Below are 20,465 nucleotides of genomic sequence, written 5' to 3'. Positions count from 1 at the left end.
GTCTTCTGACATGATCGACATCACCGCCACGGTCGAATGGCAGGAACTCGCTGCGCATCGGGCGGAGGTGGAGTCGATACACCTGCGGGACCTCTTCGAGCAGGACCCTCAGCGTGCCACGCGAATGTCCACCACCGCGGGCGATCTGTCGATCGACTACAGCAAGCACCGGATCACCGACCGGACCCTCGAGTTGTTGCTCGGGCTGGTGCGGGTAGCGCGGGTCGAAGACCGACGGGACGCGATGTTCGCCGGGGAGCGCATCAACGTCACCGAAGACCGCTCCGTCCTGCACACCGCCCTGCGACTCCCCCGCGATTCGTCGCTGGTCGTCGACGGTGAGGACGTGACCGCACAGGTCCACGAGGTACTGACCGCGATGGGTGAGTTCACCGATCGAGTGCGTTCGGGCGGGTGGCGTGGCGCGACGGGCGAAAAGATCGCGACGGTCGTCAACATCGGTATCGGCGGCTCCGACCTCGGGCCGGTGATGGTCACCCGCGCGATGCGCCACTACGCCGACGGCCCCGAGGTGCGGTTCGTGTCGAATGTGGACCCCGCTGATCTGACGGCGGTGCTCACCGGCCTCGATCCCGCATCGACGCTGTTCGTGGTGGCATCGAAGACCTTCTCGACACTCGAAACCCTGTCGAACGCCACGGCCGCGCGACGCTGGCTGGTCGCCGCGCTCGGAGACGAGGCGGTGGCGTCGCATTTCGTGGCCGTCTCGACGCATCGTGAACGGGTCGTCGAGTTCGGGATCGATCCTGCGAACATGTTCGGGTTCTGGGACTGGGTCGGGGGCCGATACTCGGTGGATTCGGCGATCGGGCTGTCCGTGATGTGCGCGATCGGCCGCGATAGGTTCGCTGAATTCCTGGCCGGCTTCCACACGATGGACACTCATTTCCGCACGGCGCCGCCACAGGAGAACGCTCCGATCCTGCTCGGGATTCTGGGGGTGTGGTACACGAGTTTCCTCGGCGCCCAGTCGCGGGCCGTGCTTCCGTATGCCAATGACCTGGTGCGGTTTCCGGCATACCTACAGCAGCTGACGATGGAGTCGAACGGCAAGTCGGTGCGTATCGACGGGTCTGCCGTCGACTACGCGACCGGTGAGATCTTCTGGGGCGAACCGGGCACGAACGGGCAACACGCGTTCTATCAGCTACTTCATCAGGGCACCCACCTGGTGCCCGCCGACTTCATCGGGTTCGCGCGGGCACTGGTGGACCTCCCGGGCCGCGACGGCACCGGATCGATGCAGGCGACGCTGATGGCGAACATGCTTGCGCAATCGAAGGTGCTGGCGTTCGGGAAATCTGCCGAACAGATCCGCGCCGAAGGCACCGCGGACGAGCTGATAGCGCACAAGGTGATGCCCGGAAATCGGCCGTCCACGACGATCCTCGCACCGCAGTTGTCGCCGTCCACACTCGGCCAGCTCATCGCGCTGTACGAGCACCAGGTGTTCGTACAGGGGGTGGTGTGGGGTATCGATTCGTTCGACCAGTGGGGCGTCGAGTTGGGGAAGGTACAGGCCACGGCACTACAACCTGCGTTGGAGAGCGAAGACACGATCTCCGCGGGCGACGCGTCCACCGACGCCCTGATCCGGACGTATCACCGCATGCGGAAGAGCTGACCGAGCTCACGCCGCACGCGGATCCGACCACGTCGACGTCGTGTGGACCCGGCCTCTCGAATCGATGAGGCGGCCCGCCAGTTCGTACTGCTCGAGCCACGATATCGCCCCGATCCCCCGATGCAGGGCCGTCGCCGCGGCAGCATCGGCCCACACTGCGTCCGCTGCGATGACGGTGATCGTGCCCCATCGTTGCTCGCCGGCGGCCGACGTCCGCGAACTCATCGCGGCTCCCGTCGGCAGCTCGACGATGCCGTGGTCGGGCAGCGACACCTGCCACCCGCCGGCGGGGCAGTGCCCCGCGGTCGCGATCGTGGCGCCCATCTGCACCAGCACCCCGCATTCGAGCACGGTCGCGACCGACGTTGCTGCCCTGTCGGTGACGTCGGCGTGCGCGGTGGCGGTGATGTCGAGGCTCGCACCCCACGGTGCGAGCACGGTCTCGTCGTCGAGCTGCACGTCGAGATAGCGCGGGATCGGATGGATCGGAGGCACGGATTTCTCGTCGAGTATCGCGTCGTCGCCCGCGACAGGATCGACCGCGCCGTCGGTCATCCGCGCAGCCCACAGTGCAGACCTCAGGAGCGCCGCCAGCCTCGGGCTCACCCGCACCGGTGTGCCCTGCGCCAGGTTCACCGTATGAATCTCCGCGTCGCCGCGTCGGAGGTCGCATGCGGCCGCGGACTCTTCGATCACCGACCGCACGAGCTCTTCGGCTTCACCGAGTGCTGCGCATTCGGTCACCGCCACCGCGACGTCTTCCCCCCACCCCCGCCACTGTGTGCTGCTGATCATGACGGGCACCACCCGCAATCGTTTCTGGGACGTTGACCTCCAGTATGCCTTGAATATTCGCGCCGGTCAGGTGCCGAAACAGATCCCGGCCGTGGTCAGATTCGAGACAGAATGCCTTCGGTGTCGACCCCTGTGGGCAGAGTGCCCAGTGCGATTCCCCAATCGGAATCGAGCCGGCTCGCGCAGAACGCATCGGCCACCGCGGGGTGCCCGTGCCGTACCAGTTGAGCTGCCTGCAACACCAGCGCCATGAGTTCGACGATGCGTCGGGCCCGGTATTCGATGTTCTCGAAATCGGCGAGTTCTTTGCCGACGCGCGCGATCGCGTCGTCGAGCCGGCTGTCGGCGCCCTCGGCCAACCGGACTTCGGAGAAGAATGCTTCGACGCTGTCGGGTTGCTTGACCATCGCGCGGAGTGCGTCGAGGGCTGCGACGTTGCCCGAACCCTCCCAGATGGACATCAGCGGCGCCTCCCGGTAGAGCCGCGGCATGCCCGATTCCTCGGCGTAGCCGTTACCGCCGAGGCATTCGAGGGCTTCGGCGCTGTGCGCGGGGGCGCGCTTGCATACCCAGTACTTGGTGACCGCCAGCGCGATCCGGCGCAGCGCCGCTTCCTGTTCGTCACCACCCGCGCGGTCGGTCGCTCCGGCAAGCCGCATCATCATGGTGGTGGCCGCCTCGGATTCGACGACGAGATCGGCGAGGACGTTGCGCATGAGCGGCTGATCGATGAGCAACGCGCCGAACGCCTTACGATGACGGGCGTGGTGCACGGCGCGTAGCGTGGCCGCCCGCATTCCGGTCGACGAGCCGATGACGCAATCGAGCCTGGTCATGTTCACCATCTCGATGATCGTGTTGACGCCGCGACCCTCCGGCCCCACGAGCCACCCGATCGCGCCCTGGTATTCGATCTCGGACGACGCGTTGGACTTGTTGCCGAGCTTGTCCTTCAGGCGCTGGATATGGATGCGGTTGCGCGTGCCGTCGGGCAGCACCCGCGGCAGCAGAAAACACGACGAGCCGGTCTCCGTGTTGGCCAGGGTCAGGAACACGTCGGACATCGGAGCCGAGGTGAACCACTTGTGGCCGACGATCGTGTAGCTGCCGTCGGCGTTGGGTGTCGCCGTCGTGGTGTTGGCACGGACGTCGGAGCCGCCCTGTTTCTCGGTCATGGACATGCCTGCGATCAGGCCGCGCTTGGACGTCGGTTCGCGCAGGCCGAAGTCGTAGTGGGGTGCCGCGAGGAGCGGCTCGTAGATCGCTGCGAGCTCCGGGTTGTGCCGCAACGCGGGAATCGCGGCGTAGGTCATGGAGATCGGGCACATGTGCCCGGCGTCGGCCTGCCCCCACACATAGAATTTGGCGGCGCGGGCGACGTGCGCACCCGGGCGAGGATCCCTCCACGGTGCGCCGTGCAGGCCGTGCTCGACGGCGACGGTCATCAGGTCGTGCCAGTGCGGATGGAATTCGACTTCGTCGATCCGGTTTCCGTAGCGGTCGTGAGTATGCAGAACGGGCGGATACTCATTGGCGAGCCTGCCCCATTCCTGTGCCTCGACACCACCGGCGAGCACGCCGAGTTCACGGACCTCGTCTTCGGCCCAGGATGCGCCCTCGCGGCGCAGCCCTTCCAGCAGCGCTCGGTCGTCGGCGGCGTGAAAGGGCACGAGATCGGGTACCTGATTGAACACTTCGTGTGTGGCCGGGAATGTCATGACGGAACTCCTTCGTGCCGGTCCAGGGCCGGGTCGCATCCTGCCGCGCGCAGACCGAGGGTGACGAGATCGGGAATGGTGGTGGCGGCCGCCTCACCGACGCTGAGGGGGCCGGTGAGGACTTCACCGACGGCCCCGACGAGGGCTGCGGCCACGAGCCCGGGGTTCTGCGGGGGTAGTTCGCCGGTGGTGACACCGAGTCGGATCGCGTCGGCGAACGCGGCGGCGAACGCACGACGGAAGAGGAGTCGCTCGGCGTCGACAGCTGCGTCGACGGGTTCGGCGAGCAGGGCGTATGCCAGGGCGGGTTTCCGCAATGCGCGGGAGGCGAACGTCTCGATGACTCGCGCGATACGTTCGGCGGCCGTTCCGGTGGTGGCGACGGCGTTGACCGCGTCGACCTCGCGACCACACTGTTCGCGGAAGACGCGGACCATGAGATCGGATTTGTCCGTGAAATGCCGGTAGACGGTGCCGGTGGCGACTCCGGCTCGCTCGGCGACGGCCGCGATGGACAACCCCTGGTACCCGTGTTCGGTCAACAACGCGACCGCCGCGGACGCGATGGCGTCGCGTTGGGCGTCGAGTCGTTGCTGCACTGCTGGGGTACGCCGATAGGCCACACCAAGCATTGAACTTGGGTTCACCCCTTGAGTCAAGGCCCTCGAGTCAAGGAGCATCGCGCATCGGCGACGGTCATGCCGTGGGAGCGAGTGCCTCCACGAGTCGGGTGCGCGCACGGTTGATCCGGCTCTTGACGGTCTGCACCCCGATCCCCTGATGCTCAGCGATTTCGGCATAGCTGAGCTGCGCGTATTCACGGAGCACGACCGCGGCGCGGTATTCGTCCGGCAGGTCTGCGAGCGCGCGGCGCACCGCGTCGACGTCGACGACGCGGTCGGCCACCGGCGACTCGGAACTCACACCCAGATCGATCTCGTCGACCATCACCTCGCGGCGACGACGCACGGTCGCCAGAGCCGCGTTCGCCGCTATGCGATGCAGCCACGTGCTGAACTTGGCGGTGCCCCGGAACTTGTCGAGGTTCTGCCATGCCGCAGTCAATGCGTCCTGCAGCGCGTCTTCTGCGTCGTACCGGTTGCCGGTGATCTGGAGGCACACTGCCCAGGTGCGGGTTCGATAGGCACCCACCAGCTCACCGAACGCTGCGGTGTCGCCGGCTCGGCACTGCGCGATCAGCTCGTCGTCGTCCATACATACCCCCATGTCGTGGCGGTAGATTACCGCCCCCGACTTCGGCCGAGGATCACCATCCCAGGTCGAGCCCGTCGAGTCCACCGGAGACCGGCTCGTCCAGGTCGGTTCCGGAGTCGCTGTACACATCGGAGGTCTCGTCTTCCGGGCCGGAATCGGTGCCACCCAGAACGATGTCGTCATCGTCGAGAACGATGTCGTCGCCGGCCGCTACAGATGCGTCGTCGGGCACGAGCCCGGAGGGGGCGATCGCCGCATCGGGATCCACCGCCGCCCCCACCGCACCGTCCCACACGTCGTCGGGCACCGGCTCGAGGGCACTGTCAGGTGACAGTCCCAAAGCCTCCCACAGGGAAACATCCGAGTCGCTCATCGCGTCCCCTTCCCGGAGTCGGTCACATCAGGCCGGTCGAATCGGTGGACTCCGCCGATCCCGTGTCGGATTCGAGTGTGTATACCTCGTCGGCGTATCCGTCCTGGTCGTAGTCGACGCCCATCACGTCGGCCACACCATCGCCATCGACGTCGACCATCACGGTGTCGACGATACCGTCGCCGTCCATGTCGAAGTCACCTTCGTCGATCACTCCGTCCTCGTTGTGATCGAACAGTGCACCATCGATACGCCCGTCACCGTCGAGGTCGACGTACAGGGTGTCGGCAACTCCGTCGCCGTCACGGTCGACCGCGCCCTCGCCGAGTGCCGGGTTCGGGACCGGGCCCTGCTCCGAATTGGATCCCGGTCCGACACCGTAAGGATTCTCTGCCATCTAGTCCTCGATTCTCGCTGCTCATCTGCTTACGACAATGAGATGCAGCGACAACCACAAATGTTCCCGGCCGACGAACATCGGCCGAACCGGAAACTACGACCAGCCCCCGTCGACGACCGTCGACTCCGTGCTCACCGGGGCAGTCCCGTCCCCGCGAGCCGAGGAATTCTCCGGCAGCCCCCGCACAGCGGCAACCGCGACTCCCGCCACGATCAGGGCGCTTGCCACCACGATCCCCACGGGCCGGATCCAGCCGATCGCGCGGGCGCGCAGGCTCTGCCTGCTGTTCTCGGCCAAGATCAGCGCCCCCTCCGCCACCACGGCGGGATCGCTCGGTGCCGCGAGAGGGCCGAGGTGCGCCAGCCTGTTACGTAACAGGGGTATTCGCGCAGACCCTCCGGTCACGCACAGAACGTCGAGATCTCCCACTCCGAACCCGGCATCGGTCAGGGTGCCCCACATGGTCTCGACCACACGGTCGATGTGCGGTGTGATCGCAGCGTCGAACTCTTCGCGAGTCAGAGTCGCGGCGTGTTCGCTACCGTCGAGCGTCACAGCGATCGTGGCCGTTTGCTCGGATGTCAATGCTTCCTTCGCGCGTCGCGCCTGCTCGTCGAACTCCCGATGCACACCCAGCGACGCCTGCTGTAGTTGCGCGGCGAATCCCGGCTCGCGCGTGGTGAACACGCCTTCTGCCCACCTGCGTACGGCCGCGTCGAGGGTCCGGCCGCCGAGCGTGTCGTCGCCTCGGGCTGCCACCACCTCGAATCCCCCGGCCTCGGTCACGACAACCACGGCCGTATCCAGCGAGGTGCCACCGAAGTCGCAGACCGCGTACACCGACCCACCTCGTAGCGTCCGGCCCTGGGTGCAGTATTCGACGGTGGCCCGAGCCTCGGAGACCGTCATGATCGTGCGCGCATCGATGCCCGCTCGCGCCCCGGCGTCGGCGAGCGTCCGGATCTGCTGCTCCGACCAGGCGTCCGGATGCGTGAGAACCACGACTTTCGGACGTTGCCCGTGATGTGCGGCGAGGGTCCGCTCGTACACCACCTCGATGGGCCGGACCGCATCATCGACGACCATCGGCTCGACGGTACCGCGTATCGGATTGGTATGCGCAGCAACCGTATTCGACGCACCGAAGTCGATCGACAGCATCCAGCCGGACAACGAACCCCCTCTACGAACACACCGTTTCGTCCGACATCATGCCCTATCCGATTCCGAAATCAACTGTGGGTCCGCCAGATGGTGGTATAAGCCCGCGTGAGCACCGTCAGAGCTGCATCCTCGGCCGCGGTGGACGCGGTCAACGTGCGCTGCTGGACCGCTGCGAGCCGCTGCGCCGCTGCGTCACGGATGGCGCCCGCAGGCGCCGAGGCAGGCAGACGCAACCGCTCGGCGAACGTCCGGCCGCGCAGCAGGTCTACCAGTTCCGCAACCAGCGCCGCGGACGGATCTGCCCGCAACAGTGCCCGAAGCGCTCGCAACAACAACACCGGCGTCAGCGCCGGATCGTTCTCCAGCGCGTACGCGATCGACCGGATGTGATCGCGAGCGGGATGACTGTACGCGAGCGAATCGATCTCCCGCAGGATCCGGCCCGCACGTTGCAGCACCGCATATTCACGCAGGGACGTGTGCAGTACCTCGCGGAGACGACCGACACCGGATCGTTCGGACAGCCAGGTCCCCAACGCATGTGCACCCCCCGTCGCCACCTGACGTCCGTGCACGAGTCCGTACTCGCCCACCAGGTCGAGCAGTCGCTCGACGGTGGATGGGTCCACCGGCATGGGATCGCCCACGTCGATGATGTCGAACAGCTCCCGGCCGGGCGGCCCTGCCAGCGAACGCAACGCCCGCGCATCGGTCTCGGTGAGTCGGCCCGTATGGCTGGTCTCCGCAAGCAGACCCGCAACGGGGATCACCGAGCCGACCAGTCCGGGTAGTTGCGCCGCCAGCACGGCCGCGTGGTCCGCGGCGTGTGGGATCGGGTCACGTCGACCCAGCGCTCCCTCCCCGAAACCGTCAGCGCGAGAGAGCACACCGAGCGTCGTCAGCGGCGTGAACCCGAGCTGATGCAGGAAATCGACCTCGTCGGCACGCGGTGCGGAATCGAAGAGGAAGATCGCCGCATCTGCATCCACCGACGCCGTACGGGTCTGCTCGTATCCGTCGATCAGCGCACGCCGGGTCGTGGCGGCATTGTCGACCGTCAGCGTCGCGAGCCCCGGAGTGTCGATCAGCGTGATGTCCGACAACGACTGGGACGGGAGAAACCGCTGCACATAGGCGATTTCAGTGGGCGGGAAAGCGGGTTCGACCGTCCCCCCGAAACTCAACGGCTGCGGGACGACACTGCCGTCGAGTTTGACCACCTCGGCCCGCGACGGCGCGCCGTTGCTGTAGACGGTGACGACGTTGGTCGCCTCGAGAGCCGCGGTCTCGGCCAGCGGGGCACCGATCAATGCATTGACCAGTGTCGACTTACCGGCCTTGAGGCGACCGACGACGACGATCCGCGGCGGTGAGAAGAGGATCGCACCGATTCGCGACGCGTGCGACGGCAGATCGCCGCCCAAATTCGCCAGAGAGTGCAGTGCCGATTCGATCCGAGCGTGCACCGGATCGACGGCTCGCTGGGGGCTCCCGCCCTGAGGCATCAACTCTGCACTCCCGAAGTCTGTGGTCCTGCCAGCAGTTTCTCGATCGCCTCGATCCGGTTGAGCACGATCTTCCGGTTCTTCTTCAACCGCTCCAAGGTCTTCTCACGTGTCGCGGCATCGAGCCTGGCAGTTTCCTGCGCTTCCTTCAATTGACTCTGCAGATCCTCGATACGACTCTTCAGGTCGTCGCGGTGGCGCAGCACGATCTCCGGCCGCCCCACCGACAACGCCGACTCGAGCATGCGGGAGGTGCCTGTCCGGGTTGCGGCCAACGTCTCCCGCAACCAGTTGAGGAGGTTGGTCTTTCCAGTGCGCATCGCCTTGTAACCGAGGTTGACGGCCACCCACACCACCCCGGCCACGGCACCCACACCGATGACCGCGCCGAGCATCGACGTGCCGATCATGCCCATCGTCAGGACGCTCGGATCGAGCAGGCCCTGCCGTTTCGAACCGACCTCGGCCGAGCTGACGGTGCCGGTCTGCATGGCGGCCCACACGAGTTCGCGGATTTCCGACCACTGCGGTGAGTTCTGGCCGAACAGTTCCGCGACGATCACTTCGATGCGTTCGAGGAACACCTGCGCGGCCGATTCCATCGCAGCGAGCAGATCGGTCTGCATGTCGGCGGTGAAACTCTGTGCGCTACGCCGCATCACCTCGAGCGACGACTTGTTGACCCGGGTAGTCCACTGTTGCTTGATCCGGTCGAGTTCCTCATCGAGATGGGTGAGCGCGGCCTGGCGGGCCAGAGTCAGATCCCGGGCGAGGTATTGCTCCCACTGCTGCGACCTGTTCTTCAGATCCTGCAGGCGGTCGCGTTCGGCGGTGAGATCAGCGGTTGCAGTGGCGCTGTCCTCGATCACCGCGATGTCCGAAGCGACCCGTTCCTCGACGCGACGAAGCCCTTCGAGGAGGGTGCGGAGCGCGTCGGCCTGGGGAAGTTCTGCCCTCTCGTCGAGCAAGGCATCGATCTGTGCGCGCAGTTCGACGATCCCCGACGCCCGTTCGGCCCGATCTCGCGCGGGCCCGGGCGCCATCTGAGCGGCGAGTGCCGCACGCAGGCTCGACACGCCCAGCACCGGTATCTGCCGATTCAGGTGGCGTTCGATCAAGGCGCGGTTCTCGCCGACTATGGGGCGCCAGCGTCGCAGGTTCTTGTCGGTCTTGGTGACTACCACGACCACCGATTCGACGGACGCGGACGCATCGCGCAGGAAGGTCATCTCGGGTTCGGTCAGCGGGGTGGAGGCGTCGCAGACCATCACCAGCACCGACGCTTGTCGCGCCGACTGGGTTGCGAGCGCAGTGTGGGAGGCGACGAGCCCGCCGGAGCCCGGGGTGTCCACGACGACGGCTCCGCCGAGGACGGGCCGGTGGGTCGCGACGACCGCGCCGGTCGGCAGGTCCTCGATCGTGGGGTCGGATACACGCGCACCATTGCTGGTGATCCAGTCCGGAAGTTCGGCCCGCGAGATCGGCACACTTCGATCTGCGTAGAGAAGTTCAGCGGATCCCGGCGGGTACCGGTCGTCGGGCGGCACGAACCGCACCGCTGCGGACGTGGTGGTCTCGACGGCGGACGGTGACGCATCGAGTTCCCCGACGAGAGCGTTGACCAGCGCGCTCTTACCGCGCTGCACCTCTCCCACCACCACCACGGTGCGGCGCTGCACGGGTGCCTTCGATTTGGCCAAGGCGAGCTCGGCCGTGGCATTGCGTCCGTACGCGCGCAGCACCTTCACCGACGCCTCGACCAGTACATCTACGTCGACAACCTCGGGACGAGTCGTCTCTGCAGCGGATTGCGCGGGCTGCGTGGTCTGGGTTCCGGTCACCAGCACCTCCTCTCCTGCACCGGGTGCGACAGTATCGGACACCGGAAAACCGGGCGTTACCGGACATAGAGGCACGACGCTCATACTGGTGTGACGGGCCGTCACGTACAGTGCGCACCATGACGTCCGAGACACTCGTCACAATCCCGGACGGCGCGGTCCGCGGCATCCGCACCGGCGACCTCCTCGCCTGGCGGGGTATCCCCTACGCCGCGCCGCCGGTCGGCCCGTTGCGGTTGCGTGCGCCGCAGCCCGTCGAGCCGTGGTCGGGCGTCCTCGACGCGACTCGCTTCGGGAACGCCGCGAGTCAGCATCCGCGCGGCCTGGTCACCGGTGCAGGCACCCGGGTCGCCGCCGGCGAAGACTGTCTGACGCTCAACGTGCTCGCCCCGTCGGGCCGCGTCCACACGCCCCGGCCGGTGATGGTGTTCATCCACGGTGGCGCCTTCACCATGGGCACCAGCGCGTTGTCCGTGTACAGCGGCGATTCCCTCGTGCGCGACGGCGACATCGTGTACGTCTCACTCAACTATCGTCTCGGCGCGCTCGGCTATCTCGACTTCACCGAGTACTCCGACGCCTCTCGCCCCTTCGATTCCAATCTCGGTCTCCGCGACCAAGTGGCCGCGCTCGAATGGGTCCAACGCAACATCGCCGCGTTCGGTGGCGACCCGCAGAACGTGACCATCTTCGGTGAGTCCGCGGGCGGCACGTCGGTCACCACTTTGCTCGCGACCCCTGCCGCGCACGGACTGTTCGCCCGCGCGATCGCGCAGAGCCCCGCGCCGGGGCTGGTCAACACCGCCGATCGCACTCGCGAGTGGGGTCGGCGCTTCATCGAATTGCTCGGCGCCGACGCCGCGGCGAAGGCACTGTCGGACGCATCCCCGGCAGAACTGGGGCGCGCCGGCTCACGCCTCGGGGCCTCGGTCATGCGTGCGACGCCGGGGTTGCACCCGTTCGGTCCGGTCGTCGACGGGAAGTACCTGCCGGTGGCACCACTCGAGGCGTACGAAGCGGGCACCGTGCACCCGGTCCCCTTGATCATCGGAACGAACGACCGCGAGGGCGCGCTCTTCCCGCGGTTCCTCGATGCACTCCCCACCGATCCGCAACGGATCGAGCGGATGTTCGCGGGCACCGACCCCGACGCCCACGATCGCATCACCGCGGTGTATCCCGGGTATCCCTCCGAACGTGCCGCCATCGACCTCGGCGGCGACACCACCTTCTGGTATCCGTCGGTGCAGATCGCGCAGGCCCATGCACGACACGCACCGACGTTCGCCTACCGCTACGACTTCGCTCCCCGCCTGCTTCGATGGACGGGTTTCGACGCCACGCACGCCGTCGAACTGCTCGCCGTATTCGGACAAGCCGACGAACTGCTGGGCAGGCTGCTCACCTCGGTGGGTGGCCGTCGTGATCTGCGGACGGTCTCCGCCGCAGTACAGCGCCAGTGGCTGCAGTTCGCGCGACACGGCGAACCGTTGCCGTCGTGGCCTCGCTACGACGAGACCGACCGCGCGACCGTGGTGTTCGACGTGCCGACCCGCGTGGAGCATGACCCTCGCAGTGAGCGCAGACTCGCGTGGGAAGGCTATCGCGGTTATTCCCCTGCGCTGTAGGCACTTCTGCGCTGTAGGCACTTCGCTCGTCTCGAGCGTGGCTCACATGGACACGGTGAGCAGGAACGCAACGTCTTCGAGCGCTTCGACGCTGTGCCGCTCCGGCGGGATGATCAGCAGATCCCCCGGCGAGCCCTTCCACGAATTCTCCCCTGCGATCAACTGCAACTGACCGGTGAGGATCTGCAGGGTCGCCTCGCCGGGACTGTCGTGCTCGCGCAGTTCCCGTCCGGCCTGAAGCGCGACGACGGTCTGCCGCAGGCTCCTTGCGTGTCCGCCGAACACGGTGTGCGAGCTGCGTCCGCTACTCGAGGTAGCGGCAAGTTTCAGTTGCTGTCGGGCCAGCGCGGTGAGCGAGAGCTTGTCCATGGTTCGCAGTATGGCGCACCGGAAGACGCGACACTCAGCTTCGGATGTACCTGATCCAGCGGAATCGCGTTCCGGAGGTGGACGTCGTCCATTCGCCGATGTCGGCGGGGGTCCACTCCGGTCCGATCGCCGGCGCGACCGCGTCGCCGTCGACTTCGAGATCGACCTCCGTGACGAGCAGATGCGTCGCGTGATCCATCGCCTGCGCGTAGATCTGACCGCCGCCCATCACGACGATCTCGCCGTCACCGGCCAGTTCCAGTGCGTCCTCGACACTCGACGCGGTGAGGGCACCGTCGACCGACCACTCGGGGTTGCGCGTGACCACCACATTGCGGCGGCCGGGCAATGGCCGGAACCGTTCCGGCAGCGAATCCCAGGTGAGCCGGCCCATCACGACGGGCTTGCCCATCGTCGCCTTCCTGAAGAACGCCATGTCCTCCGGTACGTGCCACGGGATGGCGCCGTCGCGGCCGATCACACCGCCGGGGGTCTGCGCCCAGATCAGCGTGACATGGTCGCTCACACCGCCACCGGCGCCTTGATCGCGGGGTGGTGCCGGTAGTCGACGATCTCGACGTCTTCGAAGCGGTAGTCGAAGATCGAATCGCGCGGTGCCAGCCTCAGCGTCGGGTACCCGTACGCCTCGCGGGTGAGCTGTTCGGTGACCTGTTCGATGTGGTTGTCGTAGATGTGGCAGTCGCCGCCGGTCCAGATGAACTCGCCGACGTCGAGTCCGGTCTGCTGCGCCACCATGTGGGTGAGCAGTGCATAGCTGGCGATGTTGAACGGCACACCGAGGAACATGTCGGCGCTGCGCTGGTACAGCTGACAGCTGAGCTTGCCATCGGCGACGTAGAACTGGAAGAACGCGTGGCACGGCATCAGCGCCATGTCGTCGAGATCCGCGACGTTCCACGCCGACACGATCATGCGACGCGAATCGGGGTTGTTCCGGATCGTGTCGATCACACCGGAGATCTGGTCGATGTGCCTGCCGTCGGGTGTCGGCCACGACCGCCACTGGACCCCGTAGACAGGCCCGAGCTCGCCCTCGTCGGTCGCCCATTCATCCCAGATGGTGACCCCGTGTTCCTGCAGCCACTTCACGTTCGAGTCGCCGCGCAAGAACCACAGCAACTCGTAGACGATCGATTTGAGGTGGACCTTCTTCGTCGTGATCAGCGGAAAGCCCTGCGCGAGATCGAAGCGCATCTGATGCCCGAACAGGCTGCGTGTGCCGGTGCCCGTGCGGTCGGACTTCGGCGTCCCGGTGTCCAGGACGAGGCGCAGCAGATCTTCATACTGAGTCGGGGCAGTCACGGTTGGCAGTCTAGGCGGCTGCGCCACCCGTGCGCGTTTCTGGTCGTCGGAGCCACCAAGACCGCGCACGAGCCGTAGCCTGAGAGGCATGCCGGAGCTCCCCGAAGTGGAAGCACTCGCCGTGTTCCTGCGTGAACACGCTGTCGGGTCCGTGGTCGGTCGCATCGACATCGCGGCACTCAGCGTGCTGCAGACCGCCGACCCCCCGATCACCGCGCTGCAAGGCCGCGACATCACCGGGGCCCGTCGCTTCGGCAAGTTCCTCGTCGTCGACTGCGGCGACCTGTCGCTGATCACGCACCTGTCACGCGCCGGATGGATGCGGTGGCTCGACGAGCCGTCGCAGACACCGCCGAAGCTCGGCAAGGGGCCGCTGGCGTTGCGCGTGCACCTGTTCCGCCCCGACGCCTCCACCCCCGCGTTCGATCTCACCGAGGCAGGCACCAAGAAACGCCTCGCGGTGTGGGTCGTCCGCGACCCCGCCCAGGTCCGGGGTATCGCACGACTCGGACCGGACGCCCTCGACGTGACCGCCGACGAGTTCGGCGAACTCCTCGGGGGCAGTACCGCGCGGCTGAAAACGCTCCTCGTCGACCAGTCGGTGCTCGCGGGGATCGGCAATGCATATTCCGACGAGATCCTGCATGTAGCCCGGTTGTCTCCGTTCGCCACCGCGTCGCGTCTCACCGACGAACAGGTCGCCGCGCTCTACGACGCTGTGCGCACGGTCCTCACCGACGCTGTCGACCGGTCGGTGGGTCAGGACGCCGCCCGCCTCAAAGGAGAGAAGCGCTCGGGTCTGCGTGTGCACGCCCGGGCGGGGTTGCCGTGCGCGGTGTGCGGCGACACCGTGCGCGAGGTGTCGTATTCCGAACGGTCCTTCCAGTACTGCCCTACGTGTCAGACCGGGGGGAAGGTCCTCGCTGATCGCAGGATGTCCAGGCTGCTGAAGTAAGGTTTGCCGACGTGGATCTCTCGACCCGGTCGAGCGCGGCGGTCCGGTCGCTCGCACCCGGCTACTTCGCACTCGTCATGTCCAGCGGCATCATCTCGATCGGACTCCACCTCAGAGGATTCGACGTCTTGTCGTTGACGTTGCTGATCATCGCGGCAGTGACTTACGTAGCGCTGGTCGTGCTCTCCACCTGGCGACTCGTGTCGTTCCGGAGTTCCCTGCGCTCGGACATGGCAGATTCCTCCCGCGCATTCGGGTTCTTCACCTTCATCGCAGGTAGCAACGTGCTGGGTGTGCGCCTGATATTGCAGGGCTGGCATTCGACCGCGGCGATCCTGCTCCTCGTGGCCGCTGTGACCTGGCTCGTCCTCGGATACGTCATTCCGTGGACCGCCGTCCTCGGCACCACGGAACGTCCAGTGCTCGCCAAGGCGAACGGCACCTGGTTCATTTGGGTGGTGGCGAGCGAATCGGTCGCCATCGCCGCCGCCGCATTGCAACCGGTCTACGCGGATCTGGACCGCCTGTTGGCCGCGGTCGCGGTGTTCGCGTGGGCGGTGGGCCTGTTCCTGTATGCCGCGGCCGGGATCTTCGTGGCCGCGCGGATGCTGCAATATCCGCTGCGACCCACCGACCTGACCGCACCGTACTGGGTGGCGATGGGGGCGTGCTCGATCACGGTCGTGGCCGGAGCGCAGATCGTCGAGATGGCCGATGCGCCCATGGTCGATGCCACCCGGGGCCTGATCGCGGGCCTTGCCGTGGTGATCTGGGCATTCGCCACGTGGTTGTTCCCGCCGCTGATCGCAGCGGGTTGGTGGCGGCATCGCGTTCACAAGGTGCCGCTCACGTACGACTCATCGTTGTGGTCGATCGTGTTTCCCCTCGGCATGTACGCCGTCGCGGGGATCTATCTCGGCCGCGCCGACGACCTACCGCTCGTCGGCGCGGTCGGTGAGGCCGAATTATGGGTCGCGGTGGTCGTGTATGTACTCGTGTTCGTTTCGATGCTGCACCACCTGTGGACCACGCTCCTGCGGCCCCGCGTCACACCCGCAAAAATCCCTTCCGACCGGAATGTTCTCTAAGCCCAGTTACGGTGGTGTGGTGAGCGTCGAACTCCTGGACACCGACATCGTGCACGGGCACCTGCACATCCCTGACGGGAAGCCTCGTGGCGCGATAGCCCTCACCCACGGCGCCGGCAGCAACAGCGACGCGAAGATCCTGCAGGTGATGTGCGACCGCTTCGCCGAGCGAGGCCTCCTCGCGCTGCGTTACGACCTGCCGTTCCGGCGACGCAAACCGAAGGGTCCTCCACAACCGGCCCGCGCCGCGGAGGACCGGTCCGGGGTCGCCGACGCCGCCGCTGCGCTACGCGAACGGCACACCGGACCGATCTTCATCGGCGGTGTCTCCTATGGGGGCCGGCAGACATCCATGCTCGTGGCCGAGCAACCCGAGGTCGCCGACGCACTCGTACTGCTGTCCTACCCGTTGCATCCCCCGGGCAAGCCCGAGAAAGCCCGAACCGAGCATCTACCCGGCATCACGGTGCCGACGGTGTTCGTGCACGGCGCCCGCGACCCGTTCGGCACCCTCGACGAGATACGCACCGCCGCAGCACTGGTGACCGGACCGACGGCCCTTCTCGAGGTGCCGGCCGCCGGTCACGATCTGAGCCGTGCGAAGACCGACCCGTCCGACGCGGCGGTCACCGCGGTACTCGACCTACTGAGAGACTCCCTGTGAATGACATGCCGGATGCGGTCACCGAAGCGCCGATCGACACCCTCCTGACCGAACTGCGTGACCGTCTCGACGACACCGCCACAGCACCGGAGACTTTGCGCAGCCTGCTCGAGGCGGTGCTCGTGGTCGGGTCGGGGCTCGAACTCGACTCCATGTTGCAACGCATCGTCCAGTCCGCGGTGTCGCTGCTCGATGCCCGCTACGGCGCACTCGGTGTGCGCGCCGCCGACGGTGGCCTGTCGGAGTTCGTCTACGAAGGCATCAGCACCGCTCAGCGCAGCAGAATGGGCCACCTGCCGGAGGGCCGCGGCATCCTCGGTTTGCTGATCAACGATCCTCGCCCGGTACGACTGGCCGACCTGTCGAAGCATCCGGCGTCGATCGGGTTCCCGCCCAATCACCCACCGATGAAGTCCTTCCTGGGCACTCCGATCATGATCCGCGGCAAAGTGTTCGGCAGCATCTATCTGACCGAGAAGTTGGGCGAGCCGGAGTTCACCGAAGAAGATGCGGTGATCCTGAAAGTGCTGGCGACGTCCGCCGGAATAGCCGTCGACAACGCGCGGCTGTTCGAAGATTCACTGACCCGCGAACGGTGGCTCGCGGCAATGGCCTCGATCAACGCGCGGCTACTCGTGGGCGGCTCGGTCGACGAAACGCTCGGTCTACTCACCGGACAGGTCCGCGAACTGGCCCGCGGCGCCGGAGCTTTCGTCGTCCTCGTCGACGGCTCACACGGAACCCTTCGCGCTGCGTCACCGACCGCACCCGCGGCCGACACGGTGCGCATCGACCTGACCGACACACCGGTGTTGCATGCACTCAAAACCCGGCAGGCGGTCCTCACTGATTCACTGGCCGGACTGCCGTCCGCCGGACACGGCAACGAGGGCAACGCGATCGTGTTCCCGCTGTCGGCGACCTCCACCATCACCGGCGTGCTGATCGTCACCCAGGAGGCCGGATCGGATCCGTGGGACGACGAAGAGATCGCACGGCTGGACTCGATGGCGAATCTTGCAGCAGTGGCACTGGAGTTCGCCGAGCAGCAGCGCAAGAAGCGACTTCTCGACGTCCTCGCCGATCGAGACCGCATCGCGCAAGACCTACACGACAACGTGATTCAGCGACTCTTTGCCACCGGAATGAGCCTGCAGAGCGTCATGACCCCCGGCGCGGACCCCGGCCGGGTCACCGACGTGATCCACCACGCCGTCGAACAACTCGACCGGACGGTGCGCGAGATCCGCACGACCATCTTCGATCTGCATACGACGGGGGCTGCGGTAGGCACGAGTCTCCGCCGGAGACTACTCGACGTCGTCGGTGATCTCAGCATCCACTCATCGGTGGCGCCGAACGTCCAATTCATAGGCCCGATCGACACTTTGGTGCCCGACCGCATCCACCCCCACGCCGAAGCCGTGCTGCGGGAGGGACTGAGCAATGCACTGCGACACTCCCAATCGGAGAACATCACGGTGTCGGTGACCGCCGACGACGACTTCCGGATCGAGATCGTCGACGATGGCACCGGCCTCCCCGACGCACCGCGGCGAAGCGGCCTGGCCAACCTCGAACGCCGGGCCACACAATGCGGCGGGAAGTGCATCATCGGACCCGGCGACGTCAGCGGAACGCGGGTGTTGTGGAGCGCGCCGCTCTGAATCGCACTGCACCCGAGCAGGTTCAGGACTTTCCCTGCTCCTTGCCCTTGCGCAATTCGGTTGCCAGGACCGCGGCCTGCGTGCGGCGCTGCATCCCGAGCTTCGCGAGCAACCGCGACACGTAGTTCTTCACCGTCTTCTCGGCGAGGAACAACCGTTCGGCGATCTCACGGTTCGTCATGCCTTCGCCGATCAGCTCGAAGACAGCCTTCTCCTGATCGGACAACTCCGCCAGCGGGTCGGCGTTCCGCGAAGCGCGAATCCGATTCATCAGCGCGGCGGTGGCGCGACTGTCGAGCAGAGAGCCGCCCTCCCCCACCGTTCGGACCGCCGACACGAGGTCGGTGCCGAGAATCTGCTTGAGTACGAATCCCGACGCACCGGCCATGATCGCGTCGAACAGCGCCTCGTCGTCGGAGTACGAGGTGAGCATCAATGCGCGTAGCTCGGGCATCCGGGTACGCAACTCCCGGCACAGTTCGACACCGTTGCCGTCGGGAAGGCGAACGTCCAGCACTGCGACGTCGGCGCCGCTCCCCGGGATCCGGGCCAGTGCCTCGCCCACGGACGCGGCCTCACCCACGACGGTGAAGTCGGGGACGCTGCTGAGCAGATCCACCAGTCCACGCCTGACGATCTCGTGGTCGTCGACGAGAAATATGCGGGGCATCGCACGCACCTTTCGTTCAGCTCGATGGTGCCATGGTTGCAGCCTTCCACGACGGTGTTCTTCCCAGGGCCGTTCGACGTCACTTTCGGGACCTTCGCCCCGTGCATCGTCCCGCACTCGTGGGAGACGCTCGTAGTACACCGGGACATGTGTCGCGCTCGGTGACGACCGGATGAGGAGGGTAGCGATGACCGTCGACTCCGAAACCTGGTCGCCGAGTGATACGGAGATCATTGCGCGAGCCGTCATCGAAGCGCCGTCGGTGCACGACACCCAACCGTGGAACCTGACGCTTCCCGGCTCCGCCGCGGAGCTGGAGGAACGTCTCGAGTTCGCGGAGCCCGGTGCGGACCCCCTCCGGCCCGACCGGCTCATCTCGTGCGGCACCGCCGTGGCCCATCTCGAGCTCGCAATGCGCGTCCTCGGCAGGCAGGTCCGCACAGACCTCTGTCCCTTCCCCGATCGGCCGGCCATCATCGCGCGGATCGAGACGCTCCGGAGTGCCGTTCCGGACAGCTCCGACCTCCGGCTGTATGCGGCAATCTCCCGGCGCAAGAGTCACCGTGACGCTTTCGCCGACATCCCGGTGCCCGCCGAGACCATCGGCGATGTCGTCGCCGCAGGCGCCCAGGTACCCGGTGTCGGCATCCGCCTGCTGGCGTCCGATGAGGCCCCGGCTCTCGCCGACATGCTCACCTACTCGGCCGAGGCCAAGCGACGCAATCCCCACTATCAACGCGAGATGTTCTCGTGGACGTCGCATTGGCAGCCGGAAGGCAACGCCGAGGTCGTCGAGGACTGGGACGCCACGCTGGACGAGCACGGCGCCGCAGGCAAAGCCATGATCACCACCGAGGTGCCCGAGACGTCGGCACTGGCAGCGGCAATCGACCGCGAAACCGTATTGCTGTTCAACGCCGCGTCCGCCGACCCGATCGACCTGGTCCGGATCGGGATGGCCACCGAACGCGCGTGGCTGGCGGCCGTCGACAGCCGGCTCTCGGCGTCGGTTCTCACTCATCCGCTCCGAATCGAAGACTCGGCCGAGCGACTCCGTGCACGATTGGGAATGGCCACACCGCCGCAGTTGATCATGCGCATCGGCTACTGACAGCCCGCGAGGAAGGAACCCCGAAGGTGACTCGAGAACTCACCGCCGTCGAACTCGAAGTGCCGTCGAACGCCGAGTTGTTCCAGACCGTGCTGGACATGGCGCAGGCAGCGAAAGCCGGCAACACCTCGGGGTGGCTGGCGGCCCGCTACGGAGGTCTTCCGCTGGAGGACCTCGCCTACACCTGCACAGAGATGCTGGGCATCCTCATCGAGAACAATGCGATCCGTGAAGGCGTGCACCCGGCCGACATGTGGCGGCGCCTGCGCGCAGATGGCGTCGACGAGTTCGGCTGATCAGGCTGATCACACTGCCGCTTCACACTCACGTGGTC

The 20,465-nt window shown here is 66.5% G+C and carries 21 protein-coding genes; 8 read left to right on the top strand and 13 right to left on the bottom strand.

Annotated features, from left to right (window positions below; translation table 11 throughout):
* Positions 1-10 precede the first annotated feature (10 nt).
* A complete protein-coding gene (gene pgi, locus MWU77_RS02055) occupies positions 11-1,645 on the top strand; it encodes a glucose-6-phosphate isomerase (protein ID WP_247272815.1) in 1,635 nt (544 codons plus the stop codon).
* Between the two features lie 6 nt (positions 1,646-1,651).
* On the opposite strand, the gene MWU77_RS02050 is transcribed toward pgi, so the two are convergent.
* The 9 genes from MWU77_RS02050 to MWU77_RS02010 all read right to left on the bottom strand — a co-directional run bounded on the left by MWU77_RS02050 (position 1,652) and on the right by MWU77_RS02010 (position 10,656).
* Entirely contained in the window at positions 1,652-2,440 is a 789-nt protein-coding gene (locus tag MWU77_RS02050) for an FAD:protein FMN transferase (RefSeq protein ID WP_247272814.1), read from the bottom strand.
* 95 nt (positions 2,441-2,535) lie between these two features.
* Positions 2,536-4,158 carry an acyl-CoA dehydrogenase family protein gene (locus MWU77_RS02045; protein WP_169687885.1) on the bottom strand — a complete coding sequence of 541 codons (1,623 nt, stop codon included), beginning with the start codon at positions 4,156-4,158 and terminating at the stop codon, positions 2,536-2,538.
* Complete coding sequence (locus MWU77_RS02040; RefSeq protein WP_247272813.1) at positions 4,155-4,781, bottom strand: TetR/AcrR family transcriptional regulator; 627 nt, start codon at positions 4,779-4,781, stop codon at positions 4,155-4,157. Before MWU77_RS02040 ends, MWU77_RS02045 begins: the two co-directional genes overlap by 4 nt.
* Before the next feature lie 73 nt (positions 4,782-4,854).
* Entirely contained in the window at positions 4,855-5,373 is a 519-nt protein-coding gene (locus tag MWU77_RS02035) for an RNA polymerase sigma factor (protein ID WP_169687887.1), read from the bottom strand.
* A 52-nt stretch (positions 5,374-5,425) separates the two neighbouring features.
* On the bottom strand, positions 5,426-5,746 hold the full coding sequence (locus MWU77_RS02030; protein ID WP_169687888.1) for a hypothetical protein: 321 nt from the start codon (positions 5,744-5,746) through the stop codon (positions 5,426-5,428).
* 22 nt (positions 5,747-5,768) lie between these two features.
* A complete protein-coding gene (locus MWU77_RS02025) occupies positions 5,769-6,143 on the bottom strand; it encodes a hypothetical protein (protein WP_169687889.1) in 375 nt (124 codons plus the stop codon).
* Positions 6,144-6,239: 96 nt separating this feature from the next.
* Positions 6,240-7,232 (bottom strand): Hsp70 family protein, encoded by a 993-nt coding sequence (locus MWU77_RS02020; RefSeq protein WP_247272812.1) that lies wholly within the window; start codon positions 7,230-7,232, stop codon positions 6,240-6,242.
* A 146-nt stretch (positions 7,233-7,378) separates the two neighbouring features.
* Positions 7,379-8,815 carry a GTPase gene (locus tag MWU77_RS02015; protein ID WP_169687891.1) on the bottom strand — a complete coding sequence of 479 codons (1,437 nt, stop codon included), beginning with the start codon at positions 8,813-8,815 and terminating at the stop codon, positions 7,379-7,381.
* Positions 8,815-10,656 (bottom strand): dynamin family protein, encoded by a 1,842-nt coding sequence (locus tag MWU77_RS02010; protein ID WP_247272811.1) that lies wholly within the window; start codon positions 10,654-10,656, stop codon positions 8,815-8,817. Before MWU77_RS02010 ends, MWU77_RS02015 begins: the two co-directional genes overlap by 1 nt.
* Before the next feature lie 119 nt (positions 10,657-10,775).
* Between MWU77_RS02010 and MWU77_RS02005 the strand changes: the two genes are divergently transcribed.
* A complete protein-coding gene (locus tag MWU77_RS02005; RefSeq protein WP_247272810.1) occupies positions 10,776-12,284 on the top strand; it encodes a carboxylesterase/lipase family protein in 1,509 nt (502 codons plus the stop codon).
* Between the two features lie 42 nt (positions 12,285-12,326).
* Here MWU77_RS02005 and MWU77_RS02000 read toward each other — a convergent pair whose 3' ends face one another.
* Genes MWU77_RS02000 through MWU77_RS01990 form a run of 3 tightly spaced genes read right to left on the bottom strand, consistent with a single transcriptional unit; the run spans position 12,327 to position 13,976 of the window.
* Positions 12,327-12,653: a cupin domain-containing protein gene (locus tag MWU77_RS02000; protein WP_169687894.1), complete on the bottom strand. Its 327-nt coding sequence runs from the start codon at positions 12,651-12,653 to the stop codon at positions 12,327-12,329.
* A gap of 34 nt (positions 12,654-12,687) precedes the next feature.
* Positions 12,688-13,179, bottom strand: coding sequence for a dihydrofolate reductase (locus MWU77_RS01995; RefSeq protein WP_169687895.1), 492 nt, complete (start codon positions 13,177-13,179; stop codon positions 12,688-12,690).
* Positions 13,176-13,976 (bottom strand): thymidylate synthase, encoded by an 801-nt coding sequence (locus MWU77_RS01990; RefSeq protein ID WP_247272809.1) that lies wholly within the window; start codon positions 13,974-13,976, stop codon positions 13,176-13,178. Before MWU77_RS01990 ends, MWU77_RS01995 begins: the two co-directional genes overlap by 4 nt.
* Before the next feature lie 88 nt (positions 13,977-14,064).
* Here MWU77_RS01990 and MWU77_RS01985 point away from each other — a divergent pair, with 88 nt between their 5' ends.
* The 4 genes from MWU77_RS01985 to MWU77_RS01970 are packed head-to-tail and all read left to right on the top strand — an operon-like array spanning position 14,065 to position 18,350.
* The gene (locus MWU77_RS01985; protein WP_169687897.1) at positions 14,065-14,931 is read left to right on the top strand and encodes an Fpg/Nei family DNA glycosylase; all 867 of its coding nucleotides are present in this window, start codon (positions 14,065-14,067) and stop codon (positions 14,929-14,931) included.
* 11 nt (positions 14,932-14,942) lie between these two features.
* On the top strand, positions 14,943-16,019 hold the full coding sequence (locus tag MWU77_RS01980) for a tellurite resistance/C4-dicarboxylate transporter family protein (RefSeq protein ID WP_308198750.1): 1,077 nt from the start codon (positions 14,943-14,945) through the stop codon (positions 16,017-16,019).
* A gap of 19 nt (positions 16,020-16,038) precedes the next feature.
* Positions 16,039-16,683: an alpha/beta family hydrolase gene (locus MWU77_RS01975; protein ID WP_247272808.1), complete on the top strand. Its 645-nt coding sequence runs from the start codon at positions 16,039-16,041 to the stop codon at positions 16,681-16,683.
* 5 nt (positions 16,684-16,688) lie between these two features.
* The gene (locus tag MWU77_RS01970; protein WP_247273047.1) at positions 16,689-18,350 is read left to right on the top strand and encodes a GAF domain-containing sensor histidine kinase; all 1,662 of its coding nucleotides are present in this window, start codon (positions 16,689-16,691) and stop codon (positions 18,348-18,350) included.
* Positions 18,351-18,372: 22 nt separating this feature from the next.
* On the opposite strand, the gene MWU77_RS01965 is transcribed toward MWU77_RS01970, so the two are convergent.
* Positions 18,373-19,020, bottom strand: a complete 648-nt coding sequence (locus tag MWU77_RS01965) for a response regulator transcription factor (RefSeq protein WP_169687899.1) — start codon at positions 19,018-19,020, stop codon at positions 18,373-18,375.
* A gap of 187 nt (positions 19,021-19,207) precedes the next feature.
* Between MWU77_RS01965 and MWU77_RS01960 the strand changes: the two genes are divergently transcribed.
* Positions 19,208-20,131 carry a nitroreductase family protein gene (locus MWU77_RS01960; RefSeq protein ID WP_247272807.1) on the top strand — a complete coding sequence of 308 codons (924 nt, stop codon included), beginning with the start codon at positions 19,208-19,210 and terminating at the stop codon, positions 20,129-20,131.
* Positions 20,132-20,157: 26 nt separating this feature from the next.
* On the top strand, positions 20,158-20,427 hold the full coding sequence (locus MWU77_RS01955; protein WP_169687901.1) for a hypothetical protein: 270 nt from the start codon (positions 20,158-20,160) through the stop codon (positions 20,425-20,427).
* The last annotated feature ends 38 nt before the right edge of the window (positions 20,428-20,465 follow it).

The organism is Rhodococcus sp. F64268 (assembly GCF_023015605.1).
Taxonomy (GTDB): domain Bacteria; phylum Actinomycetota; class Actinomycetes; order Mycobacteriales; family Mycobacteriaceae; genus Rhodococcus.
The sequence above is the reverse complement of the archived record's forward strand: the minus strand, read 5'-3'. Positions and strand labels throughout refer to the sequence as shown.

What these genes read in the sequence shown, in the direction of transcription:
- pgi (WP_247272815.1), top strand. Translation starts at nt 11, where the DNA reads ATGATCGACATCACCGCCACGGTCGAATGGCAGGAACTCGCTGCGCAT.
- MWU77_RS02050 (WP_247272814.1), bottom strand. Translation starts at nt 2,440, where the DNA reads ATGATCAGCAGCACACAGTGGCGGGGGTGGGGGGAAGACGTCGCGGTG.
- MWU77_RS02045 (WP_169687885.1), bottom strand. Translation starts at nt 4,158, where the DNA reads ATGACATTCCCGGCCACACACGAAGTGTTCAATCAGGTACCCGATCTC.
- MWU77_RS02035 (WP_169687887.1), bottom strand. Translation starts at nt 5,373, where the DNA reads ATGGACGACGACGAGCTGATCGCGCAGTGCCGAGCCGGCGACACCGCA.
- MWU77_RS02030 (WP_169687888.1), bottom strand. Translation starts at nt 5,746, where the DNA reads ATGAGCGACTCGGATGTTTCCCTGTGGGAGGCTTTGGGACTGTCACCT.
- MWU77_RS02025 (WP_169687889.1), bottom strand. Translation starts at nt 6,143, where the DNA reads ATGGCAGAGAATCCTTACGGTGTCGGACCGGGATCCAATTCGGAGCAG.
- MWU77_RS02020 (WP_247272812.1), bottom strand. Translation starts at nt 7,232, where the DNA reads ATGGTCGTCGATGATGCGGTCCGGCCCATCGAGGTGGTGTACGAGCGG.
- MWU77_RS02015 (WP_169687891.1), bottom strand. Translation starts at nt 8,815, where the DNA reads ATGCCTCAGGGCGGGAGCCCCCAGCGAGCCGTCGATCCGGTGCACGCT.
- MWU77_RS02005 (WP_247272810.1), top strand. Translation starts at nt 10,776, where the DNA reads ATGACGTCCGAGACACTCGTCACAATCCCGGACGGCGCGGTCCGCGGC.
- MWU77_RS02000 (WP_169687894.1), bottom strand. Translation starts at nt 12,653, where the DNA reads ATGGACAAGCTCTCGCTCACCGCGCTGGCCCGACAGCAACTGAAACTT.
- MWU77_RS01985 (WP_169687897.1), top strand. Translation starts at nt 14,065, where the DNA reads ATGCCGGAGCTCCCCGAAGTGGAAGCACTCGCCGTGTTCCTGCGTGAA.
- MWU77_RS01970 (WP_247273047.1), top strand. Translation starts at nt 16,689, where the DNA reads ATGCCGGATGCGGTCACCGAAGCGCCGATCGACACCCTCCTGACCGAA.
- MWU77_RS01965 (WP_169687899.1), bottom strand. Translation starts at nt 19,020, where the DNA reads ATGCCCCGCATATTTCTCGTCGACGACCACGAGATCGTCAGGCGTGGA.
- MWU77_RS01960 (WP_247272807.1), top strand. Translation starts at nt 19,208, where the DNA reads ATGACCGTCGACTCCGAAACCTGGTCGCCGAGTGATACGGAGATCATT.